The organism is Pseudomonas sp. MS646, assembly GCF_036693845.1.
Classification (GTDB): Bacteria; Pseudomonadota; Gammaproteobacteria; order Pseudomonadales; family Pseudomonadaceae; genus Aquipseudomonas; species Aquipseudomonas chlororaphis_E.
The window spans coordinates 3051966-3063986 of record NZ_CP144763.1; the positions used below are offsets into that span (position 1 = coordinate 3051966).

General features: G+C 58.1%; 12 protein-coding genes and 1 pseudogene. 2 read left to right on the plus strand and 11 right to left on the minus strand.

Going from position 1 to position 12021, the window contains the following annotated elements; genetic code table 11:
* Positions 1–39: 39 nt before the first annotated feature.
* From V3H56_RS13470 to V3H56_RS13510, 9 genes are all read right to left on the minus strand, one after another.
* Positions 40–822, minus strand: a complete 783-nt coding sequence (locus V3H56_RS13470; RefSeq protein ID WP_042731167.1) for a transporter substrate-binding domain-containing protein — start codon at positions 820–822, stop codon at positions 40–42.
* 174 nt (positions 823–996) lie between these two features.
* Positions 997–1314 (minus strand): multidrug efflux SMR transporter, encoded by a 318-nt coding sequence (locus V3H56_RS13475; RefSeq protein ID WP_042731166.1) that lies wholly within the window; start codon positions 1312–1314, stop codon positions 997–999.
* A 140-nt stretch (positions 1315–1454) separates the two neighbouring features.
* Positions 1455–2657, minus strand: coding sequence for an aminotransferase class I/II-fold pyridoxal phosphate-dependent enzyme (locus tag V3H56_RS13480; RefSeq protein WP_047738546.1), 1203 nt, complete (start codon positions 2655–2657; stop codon positions 1455–1457).
* A 48-nt stretch (positions 2658–2705) separates the two neighbouring features.
* Positions 2706–4124, minus strand: a complete 1419-nt coding sequence (locus V3H56_RS13485; protein WP_042731164.1) for an aldehyde dehydrogenase family protein — start codon at positions 4122–4124, stop codon at positions 2706–2708.
* A complete protein-coding gene (locus V3H56_RS13490) occupies positions 4121–5176 on the minus strand; it encodes a homoserine dehydrogenase (RefSeq protein ID WP_042731163.1) in 1056 nt (351 codons plus the stop codon). The genes V3H56_RS13485 and V3H56_RS13490 overlap by 4 nt, the downstream gene beginning before the upstream one ends.
* A gap of 117 nt (positions 5177–5293) precedes the next feature.
* Complete coding sequence (locus tag V3H56_RS13495; RefSeq protein ID WP_042731162.1) at positions 5294–5731, minus strand: Lrp/AsnC family transcriptional regulator; 438 nt, start codon at positions 5729–5731, stop codon at positions 5294–5296.
* 14 nt (positions 5732–5745) lie between these two features.
* Positions 5746–7119 carry a pyridoxal-phosphate dependent enzyme gene (locus V3H56_RS13500; RefSeq protein WP_042731161.1) on the minus strand — a complete coding sequence of 458 codons (1374 nt, stop codon included), beginning with the start codon at positions 7117–7119 and terminating at the stop codon, positions 5746–5748.
* Between the two features lie 220 nt (positions 7120–7339).
* Positions 7340–8233, minus strand: coding sequence for a dihydrodipicolinate synthase family protein (locus V3H56_RS13505; RefSeq protein ID WP_042731160.1), 894 nt, complete (start codon positions 8231–8233; stop codon positions 7340–7342).
* A 15-nt stretch (positions 8234–8248) separates the two neighbouring features.
* Positions 8249–8944: a B3/4 domain-containing protein gene (locus tag V3H56_RS13510; RefSeq protein ID WP_047738548.1), complete on the minus strand. Its 696-nt coding sequence runs from the start codon at positions 8942–8944 to the stop codon at positions 8249–8251.
* Between the two features lie 159 nt (positions 8945–9103).
* Between V3H56_RS13510 and V3H56_RS13515 the strand changes: the two genes are divergently transcribed.
* Both V3H56_RS13515 and V3H56_RS13520 read left to right on the plus strand, forming a co-directional pair.
* Positions 9104–9706 carry a helix-turn-helix domain-containing protein gene (locus tag V3H56_RS13515; RefSeq protein ID WP_042731158.1) on the plus strand — a complete coding sequence of 201 codons (603 nt, stop codon included), beginning with the start codon at positions 9104–9106 and terminating at the stop codon, positions 9704–9706.
* Between the two features lie 134 nt (positions 9707–9840).
* Positions 9841–9927: pseudogene (locus V3H56_RS13520) on the plus strand (AraC family transcriptional regulator); the annotation flags it as partial.
* Between the two features lie 818 nt (positions 9928–10745).
* Here the strand turns inward: V3H56_RS13520 and dmeF are convergent.
* Both dmeF and V3H56_RS13530 read right to left on the minus strand, forming a co-directional pair.
* Complete coding sequence (gene dmeF, locus V3H56_RS13525) at positions 10746–11666, minus strand: CDF family Co(II)/Ni(II) efflux transporter DmeF (RefSeq protein ID WP_338474751.1); 921 nt, start codon at positions 11664–11666, stop codon at positions 10746–10748.
* Positions 11667–11674: 8 nt separating this feature from the next.
* Positions 11675–11950: a metal/formaldehyde-sensitive transcriptional repressor gene (locus tag V3H56_RS13530; RefSeq protein ID WP_042732174.1), complete on the minus strand. Its 276-nt coding sequence runs from the start codon at positions 11948–11950 to the stop codon at positions 11675–11677.
* Between the last annotated feature and the right edge of the window lie 71 nt (positions 11951–12021).

The window sequence follows — 12021 nt, forward strand, 5'->3', positions numbered from 1 at the left end:
TCGCGAGGAACGCCCATCCGGCGGACGGGCGCCGGGTGGTTATTTGCCGCTGTAAAGATTCAGGTCGCCAAAATGCTGCTTTTGGATCGAATCGTAGGTGCCGTCTTCATGCAGGGCCTGGATCGCCTTGTCCAGCATGGCCTTGAGTGCTGAGTTGCCTTTGACGATGCCGATAGCCGTCTTGGATGGCAGGTAAGGGCTCTCCACGGGCGGGCTCATTTCGTAATCGGCGCCCTGGGGCGAGTTGATAAAGCCCAACTGTGCTTGCAGCGTATCCTGCAGGGAGGCGTCCAGCCGTCCTGCTACCAGGTCGTAATACACCTGGTCCTGATTTTGATAGGACTGGATTTTTACGCCTGCCTTGTCCAGCACAGCCTTGGCGTAGGCTTCCTGGATGCTGCCTTGAAAGTAGCCCACCCGCTTGCCTTTGAGTGACGCGACGTCCGCGCTCAGCCCTGAACCTTTCTTGAACACATAGGACGTGAACCCGGAGAACAGTTCGCTGGAAAAATCGATGGCTTTTTCCCGGGTGGGTGTCACGGTCATGGAAGACAGGATGCCGTCGAACTTGCCGGCCCTGAGACCTGGAATCAAACCATCAAAATCGCTTTCCACCCAGATGCACTTGACTGAGAGCTTTGCGCAGATCGCGTTACCCAAGTCAATATCGAAGCCTTTAAGGCTGCCATCAGCAGCCTTGGACTCAAACGGCGCGTAGTTGGCATCCACGCCGAAACGCAGGGTGGAGTATTCTTTGGCCGAAGCGCTGCCTGCACACACAGCCAGGCATATCAACAAAGAAAGTTTCTTTAGCGAGATCATACGTAATTCCCTAGATATTGTAGTTGGATTAAGGGCAGTGAACAGCGGACAACCTGACAGCGAGCAGCACATTGTTAGTAGGGCACTTCAGTGCTTCAATTCAAACGTTACCTGACTGCGACGACTTTACGAATATGGCAAAGTGAACGTAATTACGAGCAAAATGCTCGCGTTTCAGGCAGACACCAGTTTCATCAACAACAGCCCGCCGACGATCAGGACTGCCGCCAGGATCCGTAGCAGCGTGACGGGCTCCCCCATGAAAAAGATGCCCGCAGCGAAGGCGCCGACCGCACCGATACCGGTCCAGATCATGTAAGCGGTGCCCAGCGGCAAGCTCTTCATCGAAAACGACAGCAGCGCGAAACTGGTGATGACCGTGATGAATGTGATGACCGAGGGAACTAACCGCGTAAACCCCTCGGATTGTTTCATCGAAAAAGCCCAGACCACTTCCAATAAACCGGCAATGAACAAACTGACCCAAGCCATGAATAATTCCCAAGCCAATGGCAAACCCCGTCGTTCGCTTGAGCGACAACTACTAGGCTGACCTTGTTAAAAAGACCCCCGCGAGCACGGGGGTAAAAGACGGGTTGACCAAACCCTGTTACATGCCAACAGTCGTTACATCACTTGAACGTTGCGTCCAACGCGAATGTGATGTCCTTGATCAAGTCTTCTGGATCTTCCAGGCCCACCGAAAAACGCAAGTGACCATACTTGCGAAACTCCTCGGGATACTTGTCAAAGCCGCCCCGCCCTTCTGCCCCCACATGCACGATCAGCGATTCGTCATGTCCCAGTGAAACGGCCGAGGTGATAATGCGCAGGTTCGAAACAAAGCGGTTCTGGGTGTCAGGGTCGCCCTCTACCGCAAAAGCCATTACCGCCCCATAGCCCTTGCCCTCGAATTGCCGGCGTGCCAACTCGTGTTGCGGGTGGGACGGCAAGCCTGGGTAGTAGACGTAGGCAATCCGATCATCGTTGTCCAGGAATTGAGCCAGCTTTTCGGCGGTGCTCAACAGTTGCTTGAGGCGCAATGGCAACGTGACGGAGCCGCGCATGATCATCCAGGCATTGAACGGCGAAATAGTCGCGCCCAGGTCAACCAACGCATCATTCTTAATCTTGTTGATCAACTGATGGGAGCCGATCACTACCCCACCCATGGCATCGCCATGGCCGTTGATGTACTTGGTCAATGAATGAACGACGAAGTCGACACCGTGCTCGCTCGCCCGAAAAAATGGCGGAGGCGTGAACGTGGCGTCCACCGAGATGAGTGCGCCGTGCGCATGGGCAATGTCGGCCAATGCCGCAATGTCCGCCACCTTGGTGGTGGGATTGGCGATGGTTTCAGTATGGATCAACCGGGTGTTGGGCCGAATGGCCCCACGAACCGATTCCAGGTCACCGACATCCACGAACGTTGCTTCAATGCCGTAGCGCTCAGGCAGAAGCTCGGCGAAAAGCTTCCAGACCGCCTGGTAGGTAATGTCACTGACAATCACATGATCGCCACTTTTCAAGAACGAGAAAAACACCGAGTGCAACGCCGCGACACCGGTGGCGAACACCACGGCGTTTTCACAGCCCTCAAGGGCGGCCAGTTTTTTCTCCAGGCAGACCTGGTTGTGGCCTTGGTTGCGGGTGTACACGAGACCATCGGGGCTCGACCAGTCCATGGTCGCCGGGTCCTCCGGCAACAGGTAGGAGTTGGCCATGACCAATGGCGTGCGGACCGCGCCGCTGGTGGCATCGGCGACATTCCCGCCGTGAACGGCCAATGTCGCTGCAGACAGGGTCGAGAGATTGTGCTTGTCGGGGCGCATGTCGATTCCTCTTTATTGTTGTGTGTCGTGCTCAAGCCGAAGAGCGGCCTAGCGGCCACCGGCATCGTTGATGCAAACCACCTTGGGCTGCGTCATGTCTTCATAGGCGAAACGTACGCCCTCACGGCCCATGCTGCCGTACTTGAACCCTCCAAACGGCATTGCATCGAAGCGATAGTCGGAAGAGTCATTAATCATCACGCCACCGGCTTCAAGTCGCTTGGCAGCGGTCATCGCCACATTCAGATTGCTGGTGAAAATCCCGGCATGCAGGCTGTACTCGGGTTCGTTGGCCAGCGCCAACGCCTCATCCAAAGACGCGACGCGCTGCAGGATGACCACCGGGCTGAATACCTCTTCGCACCACAACCGGCATTGGCGGTCGACGCCCTCCAGCACCGTGGGCGAGTAAAGTGAGGCCCTGCGCGTGTTGCCGAACAACAGGGTGGCACCTTGGGCAATGGCGTCATTGACCACCTCTTCGGTGCGCTTGGCAGATGCCTCGGTGATCATCGGCCCGACATCGGTTTGCTCATCGGCCGGGTTGCCCACGATCAGCTCTCGGGTCTTTTCGACGAAGCGTGTTTTGAAAGCTTCATAGAGTGGGGCCTCGATGAGGATTCGCTGGGTCCCTATGCAGTTTTGACCGGCGGCCCAGAAAGCCCCCGATACGCAAGCATCGACCGTCTCAGTCAGTGCACAATCGGCCATTACGATGACCGGTGCGTTGCCCCCGAGGTCCATGGCCAGTTTCTTCAGGCCGGCGGTACGCGAGATCTGCTCACCGGTGACAAAGCCCCCCGTGAACGACACCATGCGCACGGCGCGATGGGCGACCAAGGCCTTGGCCAGCGCGGCGCCACCGGTAGCGACCGTCACCACGACCCGCGGCAGGCCCGCGTCGACAAGGCATTCCACCAGCTTGATCGCCGATAACGGCGTGAGCTCCGACGGCTTGAGAACAACTGCATTGCCACCGGCAATGGCGGGCCCCAGTTTATGTGCGACCAGGTTCAGCGGGTCGTTGTAGGGCGTGATTGCAAGAATTACCCCCAGTGGTTCGCGAGTGAACCAGCCCTGGCGCGATTCGGAGCCGACATAAGCGTCGAAAGGTACGACTTCACCGGCATTGCGCTTGGCTTCTTCGGCTGACAGCTTCAACGTGTTGACGCAGCGCAGCACTTCTTTTCGTGCCTGTTTCAGGGTCTTGCCTGACTCCGCGACGATGAGTTGGGCAAAAGCGTCCTTGTCACGCTCGACCGCATGCGCGGCCTTTTCCAGGATGCTCGCGCGTTCATGGCGGGCAAGGTTTTTGGCCACTGAAGCACCCAGGAGAGCCGTGTCGACAATCGTAGTGGCCGAGGAGGCAGGCATGTCCGTCACTTCTCCCACGGTGCTGCCGTCGAACGGGTTGAACACCGTTATGGCCTTGTAATCAGCAGCGAGCGAAAGACTCAAGCTATTCATGATGACTTACCTGACGCTGTCTTGTGGTTGTGGATGCTCACGATATCGGCGAGCAAGGCGAAGGCGGTTTCAACACGACCGGCCCCCGCCCCCACCACCGTGACGGGACCCAGAAGGGTCGTGGCGAAGGTGATTGCGTTGGTGGCGCCACTGACTGCACTGAGCGCATCATCGGCGGGCAGTAACTGGGGGCTCACGGAAGCTGAAATCGAGCCGTCGGCCTGTTTTTCCGCGCTGCCGATCAATTTCCAACGGGCATTCACCTTGGCCGCCTCAGCGATGTTCCCGGCGGTGATCTGCGAGATGCCTTTGCACACAACATCGTTAGGCTTGAGCTGGGCGCCCAACAGTTCGTTGGCCAGGATGGCAACCTTCAGGCGCACATCGTGCCCTTCCACATCGGCTGTTGGGTCGGCTTCGGCATAACCCAGCGCCTGGGCCTGAGCGACCGCACCGCAAAAGTCCAACCCGTTTTCCATGCTGGAGAGCACGAAGTTGGACGTACCGTTGAGGATCCCCTTGAACCCAGTGATTTGCGAGCCGGCGAGTAACTCCTTGGCCAATCGGATGACCGGGGTTCCGCTCATGACAGCCCCTTCGAACTCGAACCGGGCACCGGTACTTTGAGCCAATGCTTTCAAGCTTTGCGCATGAAGCGCCACGGGGCCTTTATTCGTGGTCACGACGCTGACGCCTTTTTCCAGGGACCAGCGGCAGAACGTGGTGGCAGGCTCCCCGTCCACAGGATTGGTGAAGGTTGCCTCAGCGACAATGTCCGCACCCGAAAAGCGGATCACGGTTTCGTTTGCCGGTTCGGCGTTACCACCTGGCAACGTGGCGAAACTGCCTTTGACAGCCGGCACGGCAGCCAACGCCTGTGCATCCAGGCCGTCTTTGTCGATGATCGAACCCAGGTAAAGGTCGCTGACACCGACAACCTTCAACGTGAAGCCCAGTTCATCTGCCCAACGTGAGTTCCTATCGGCAATAAGTTGAGTCAAGGCGCGATTAACGCCACCAAAGCCAAGCAAGGCTACTTTATATTCAGTCACGACAGGGTTCTCATTGTTATGATGTGGTGCTGAAATGGTAATCCAGTGATTTAACTTTACGAATATGGCAAATAGAACGTTGTCGCGAGCAAATTGCTCGCATCACCGTGCAACTTGCTATTTGGCGCTGGACAAGACGAAAGAGGTGACGGTGTTCAAGACGCCAGGAAGTGCCGATATCTCTGCCCATACTTTGTGAATGCGATCGGCGTTGATTGCTTCGACGGTTAATACCAAGTCCCAATCACCACTCATGACATTGCAGGAAATAACTTCCGGCATGGACACTACACAGCGAACCACTTCAGCATCACGCATGCGTTCTTTACGGTAGACGAAGATGAGTGCCTTGATAGGCCCGGTATCGTTAGAAGGCATGCCTTTGACGATGGTGTACCCTCTGACATAACCATCGCGCTCCAGGCGTTCTATTCGCAACCTGACGGCGTTTCTGGATAAGTTGACCTTCATGGCAATGTCGTTATGAGACAGTCGTGCATTACGGGTCAATGCTTCCAGGATTTTTTCATCCACCTTATCTAAAACACGTTTCATCTCTGGCTCCGACGTTATAACAAGTGAGACTCCGTGTCTTTGGATAAGACCCCGACCCACTCAGCCAGCGCCCTACTGTCATTAGCGATGCAAAGGCAGTCTGGTTCAGGTGCCGACGAGCCTGCTGCATCCTCCTGGCGGCCGTGGTCCGAGGGATGGGTCGTTGCCAGGCAGATCATGGGGATGAGCAGGCTGCGCCTGCTCACCCGGGCGGCGTGCAAGCCGACAGCGGTATTGGCGCTGATCCGATACCCGTTCTGCGCAAACAACTCATGAATGCAAGTCAATGCATCGGCGTCGTCCACGGCCAGCGAATCGAACAACTTTCGTGCGCCCAACCATTCATCCTGTTCCAACTGGACCGCGCCGCTGCCCTCCAACAATTCCATGTTCCGAACGACTTTTTCTGTGCATCGATTGAGCATGCTCCATTGCAAGCGCTCAAAGTTCGAAGCCAGTGAAACATTCATGCTGGGTGTGTTGGTGGTGCGGATTTCACTGCGGCTGTAGAGGTTTGACTGCAGGAAGTGGTGCAGGCCGGCGTTGGCGTTAGTGGCAACAACCAACTGCCGTATGGGCAGCCCCATTTCCTTGGCCATATAACCGGCGTATAGCGCGCCAGAATTTGCCGTGGGTACACTGAATGCGACTTCTCGCTTAGGCGCACCGAGTTGTAGCGCGGAATAAAAATAGAACGACAGATGCGCCAGTACGCGAACCCAGTTCACAGAGTTGAACGAAATGATCGGCCGCTTTGAATCGTGACGTTGGCGGAAGAATTGTTCGCACAAGCGATGACAATCGGAGTAGTCCCCGTCAACCGCTATATTGACCACATTTTCCGCACTCGCACTCAGTAACCGACGACGATGGGCTGGGGTTATTCCTTTCAAGGGGTGCAGCACCAAGAGAGTGACACCCTTGATGCCCGAAAAAGCTTTTATAGCCGAAGCGCCCGTGTCCCCGCCTGTACAACCTAGAACCAACGCCTCCCTTGAACTCTTCAGTAACTCGTGCTGAACAAAACGCGACATTAACTGGAGCCCAAGGTCTTGATAGACACCGGCAGGGCCATGGAACAATTCCAGTACCCACTCGTTGCTTGCTGTCTGGTGCAGCGGTGCAACGGCGTTGCTTTTAAAGCCGCCAAACGTCTCTTCAAGCAGATGAGACAGTTGTCCTTGCTCAATCCAGTCCCCGACAAAGGGCGCAATCACGTGTCGAGCCAACTCATGAAAGGGCAACCATTCTAGCCGGGTGAGCGCTTCCTTTTTGAAGCGGGGTACCTTGCGCGGCACGTACAAGCCACCGTCCGGTGCGTACGAGCCCATCAGCACTTCGCTGAATTCGAATGTTCTTCCAGGCGTCCGCGTGCTGACGTATTTCATGATCCAAGACACCCTCAAGCCATCTGTGAGCTACCAGCCCGCAAGGGGGCGGCGCTCGGCTGGAATTCATTGCGGCGGTTTCTACGCCTCCTGTCCAGCTTCAGTCTACCGACTATAAAAGTCAATATACTGACCTGACAATATTCCAAGTGGTTGGGACTGCTGGCATAAGCGCTGCTGCCTCCCACCGCGAGAAGGAGGCAGGAGAACAGTGCGATGTTCAGCTCAATTCAAGCGCGTCGATCACGGCGGCAATTTGATCGCGCCCTTCCCCGGTAACAGTCCGTAGTGGCAGCGGGACACTCGGAAAGCAGGTAAGGCCGCGAAGCTCCGCCGCTGTCGCAATCACGCGAAAGCTGCCGCCAAATTGGCGGAACAACGCCCAAAGCGGCTTCAAGGCGTCAGAAAGGCGTGTAGCTTCATCGGCGTCACCTGACAACGCCGCTCGCGTGATTGCCAACGCCGTATGGGGAAACAGACCTCCCATAACGGAGTACCAGGCATCGCAGCCAGCATTCATGCCCACGGCGGCGAACACATCACCGCTGACTCCGATCGTCACATGACTTGGAATCAGCTCACGCAGGCGCTCAACGCGCGCGCAGGCCAGGTCGGGCGACTCGGGAACGCCCGGGATTTTGATCGACCCGACATTTGGCAGCGCTGCGATGCGTCCATGCAGCTCGTCGGTAAATTCGAAATGGGTGGTCCCCGGATTATCATAGACACACAGCGGGACCGAGATATTGGCCGTGACCGTTTCGTATAGCGAGAACACGTCGTCCTGAGACAGTTTCTGGTAAGAAACAGGGGGCAGCAGCAAGGCTTTGACGCCCACCTTCTGTGCCTCTTCTGCCAGCGCCAGAACCTCGCGTGTGCGCAGCGCCCCGATGCTCACCATGACCGGCACATCCTCGGCCGCCTCCACTGCCAGATGCGCAATGCGAGTGCGTTCGGCTCGAGAAAGATACGCGTAGCCTCCCGTGGATCCGAGGGCTGCGATGGTGTCGACTTTCGCCCGCGCCAGTTGTTGCACGAGCCCCATGAACGCTTTTTCGTCCACGCCCTGCTCATTCATGGGGGTCAAGGGAAACGCACCAAGGCCAGTAAACATCTTCGTCATCCTCGATTATCTGGCCCCAGGACCAATCAATGAGCTTTCGATCAGGACGCCTGGCATCATTTGCTCCAGGCCTTCGATCAACTTGTCGCCCGCTTGCGTCAAGGCTTCGAGCGGCATCGCCGGCAAACTCTCCAGAATGAACCACATGGACGTGGCGTCCGCGCCCAGACGCGTCCTGACACCTTGCCGCCAGTTCCAGCGACGGCAGGTGACGCCTTTGTCATCGCACCAGACAACCTCGCCTGCGTCTGGATACTCGAAGGCCGGTGCGCCCTCTTTCATCGTGTCGAAGGGCTCGCTGCCATCGGCGATCACCAGCCGTGGAGCGCCAACATAGGCCTCTATGTTTTCCCCGCCCACAGGGATGGCGTACTCAATACTGATGGCGTTGTAGAGATCGACGATAGGGTCCAGGCTCGGCAAGCTACCGTCGCGTAGAACCCGCTTGCGCAATGCTTCGGCGGAACACGGCGTGCGCTGCGGCTTGGCACCGAACTTTCGGAATGTGTCGGCCCAAGCATTCAGGTGGGCTTCTCCCCAGCTGGGTCCACCTGCCAGCACTGCCTTGCAGGCACGTTCCAGGGCTGCCCGGGCAACCTCGGGATGAGTCAGAGGCGCAGCTTGCACGACGATGCTCAGCGCCCTGAATTGCGGAGCCAGTTCTGCAACGGCTTGATCGATTAACGGCAGTACAGACAGCATCAAAACCTCCAGCACCTTAAATGTCAGTTCATGCTAGTCAGCGACGACCGTCGAAGTCAATATAATGACCAATATGATCCACTATAAAGGGCGGACTGATTGACGGCACCGTTGGTAAGGGCTGAGAATTCCAGCTCATTTTTCTCATGACGCTCATCAATGACCACCAATACCAGCCTGTCGACTACCCCGGGTGCTGATGCTCAAGCCGTCAGCCTGGCCGTCGCCCGCACACTCAAGCAAGCACGCAAGGCGCAAAGGATCACGCTGGATGAGCTTTCACGGCGCTCAGGCGTGAGCAAAGGCATGGTCGTCGAAATAGAGAAATGCACGGCGAACCCCAGTATCGGGATCCTCTGCAAAATCGCAGCCGCGCTGGGGCTGTCCGTAGCCGATATCGTCAATGTGACCGAAGCCCCCTCTGCCCATGTCATCGACAGCCAGGACATCCCCACCCTCTGGACCGGCGAGTTGGGTGGCACGGCGCGGCTGCTGGCGGGCACTTCCGGCCCCAACATGATCGAGCTGTGGCGCTGGGAAATGCACCCAGGCGAATCCTTCACCTCACCTGGGCACCCCCAGGGCACACTTGAACTGTTTCATGTGGAGAAGGGAACGCTGAAATGCGTGATCGGAGAAACAGAACTCATCATCCCGGCGGGGAGCTCGGCGGTGGCTAAAACCGACGTCCCTCATGCCTACTCCAACGCAGGCAAATCCAGGCTGGTGTTCACCATGTCCGTGGCGGAGATACACCAGTAGCTTGAAGAGCGCTGCACCGAGCAGGCTGGACGTCGTCCCCTTTCCCCGGCTAGGGTCCGCTGGCGATGTACACTCCCGCCCCCCCTGTCTCCACGCTGGCGACTGGGCCTCGGGTTCCTTTTGACCGACGAATTTTTACCGATCAAAGCCACCTGACCCGGCAATTCAAGCAGGCGTTCGGGATCGGCCCTGGTGCCTATCGGTCCGCCCTGTTGCGCTGATACCCCGGCCCGCTCTCCGTTAAAAAAGACTAGTTCTGACAGTTCCTGTCCTGTCCTTCGCAATCGCGTAATCGCCGCCGCCCCCATGCGGCAGCGTTGCCTGGGGATTCTTGTACAAGAAGCTCATTTTTGTAAAACCGACCAGCGGTCTTGTCAAAAAGACCCTATCTAGAGCGCCCAGTAAAAACAACGGCGCCGATGGCAGCACCAGCGATATGGTTTTCCAGGGCGAGGCCAGCACCCTGTGGCAAGCCCGATACAGCGCCGAGCCGTTCAACGGTTTTACCTTCGAAGAAGTCTCCTCGCTGGACGAGTTGATTGCCGGTGCCGGCGTCGTCGAAGGTGCGACGCCGGTCTGGGCTTTTGCTGGTCTCGGCTTGCTCGGGGTGGGCGGTACCGCGGCCGCGGCCGGCGCGGTCGCCAGTGGCGGTGGTGGCGGCAACGGCGCGACGGTCGATACGACGGCGCCTGACGCACCCACAGGGCTGGCACTGAGCAGTGACGGGTTGACGCTGAGCGGCCTGGGGGAAGCCGGGAGCCTGCTCACCATACGTGATGCACTGGGCAACCTACTGGGCACCGGGACGGTTGGCACTGATGGCCGGTTCGAGGTGGTACTGAGCAGCCCGCAGACCAATGGCCAGACCCTTGAGGTCGTCTTGACCGATGCGGCCGGCAACGTTTCGGCTCCCGGCACAGTGACCGCCAGCGACAACGCTCATCCAAAATTAATTTGCAAAAACTATGATTGGATCCAAAGTGAACAGACAGATGGCGAGCGGCAATGCCAAGGCAACGCCGCTCAAGACCTGACGGGGCTAGTTCTCCACCGCCCGGTACTCCACCGTAAGATGAGTCACTTCATGTACCGCGCTCAACGCCGCCCGTACATCCTCCGCGGAAAACGCTCGCGGGCCCTGCACGCTGACGATGGCTGCACGCGCTTGCGGCCCTACCCGCCACACGTGCAGGTCGGTGATCTGGAGCCGGCCGGCTTGATCAAGCAGCGCGCGGATTTCTTCGGCGACGTGCTCATCCGTCTTGTCCAGCAACACCGCCGCGGTGTCTTTGATCAGCGACCACGCCCAGCGGGCAATGACCAGCGCCCCGACAATGCCCATGAGCGGGTCGAGCCATACCCAGCCCAGAAACCGGCCGGCCAGCAGCGCCACGATGGCCATGACTGACGTGACCGCGTCGGCGAGCACGTGGACATAGGCGGAGCGCAAGTTGTTGTCCTGGCCATGGGCGTGACCGTGAGCGTGATGGTCATGGGAATGTCCGTGGTCATGGCCGCCTCCACTCAGCAGCAAGGCACTGACGATGTTCACGATCAGCCCGATGACCGCGATCAGGATCGCCATCGTGAACTGCACCTGGGACGGCTCGAAAAGCCGAATCACCGATTCGACCCCGATGCCCAACGAGATCAAGCCGAGGATCAACGCCGAGGCGAACCCTCCCAGGTCACCCACCTTGCCGGTGCCGAAACTGTAGGCAGGGCTCTGCGAATGCTTGCGGGCGAATGCATAGGCGGCCGCCGCGATGCCCAGCGCGCCGGCATGGGTTGCCATGTGGAAACCATCAGCCAGGAGCGCCATCGAGCCGGTGATGTAGCCGGCGGCAATCTCCCCTACCATCATCACCACCGTGAGTGTCACCACCCACAAGGTGCGCTTGGCATTGGCATCGTGGGCGGCCCCCAGGAAATTGTGGCTATGAACGGAATGAGTGCTCAATGCAGTGCTCACTTTGAATACCGGTGGATGGCTTCGAGCAGTTCTTCTACGCCTTGTGCCCGCTCCTGATCGGTCAGGCCTGGCTTGGCGACATGCTCCCGGGCATGGTCCTCGATGATTTCGTCGAGCAAACCGTTCATTGCACCCCGCGTCGCCGCGACCAGATGCAATGTCTTGGCGCAGTCGGCGTCACCCTCCAGTGCACGCTCGATCGCCTGCACCTGCCCGGCGATACGCTTCACACGCTTGAGTAGCTGTTCTTTGCCTGCTTTTGTATGCGCCATAGCATCCCCCCCTACCCTATATTGGCAGTGAGCATAGCACGGCAGGACTTCCCAACGACAAGGGCTCCTCA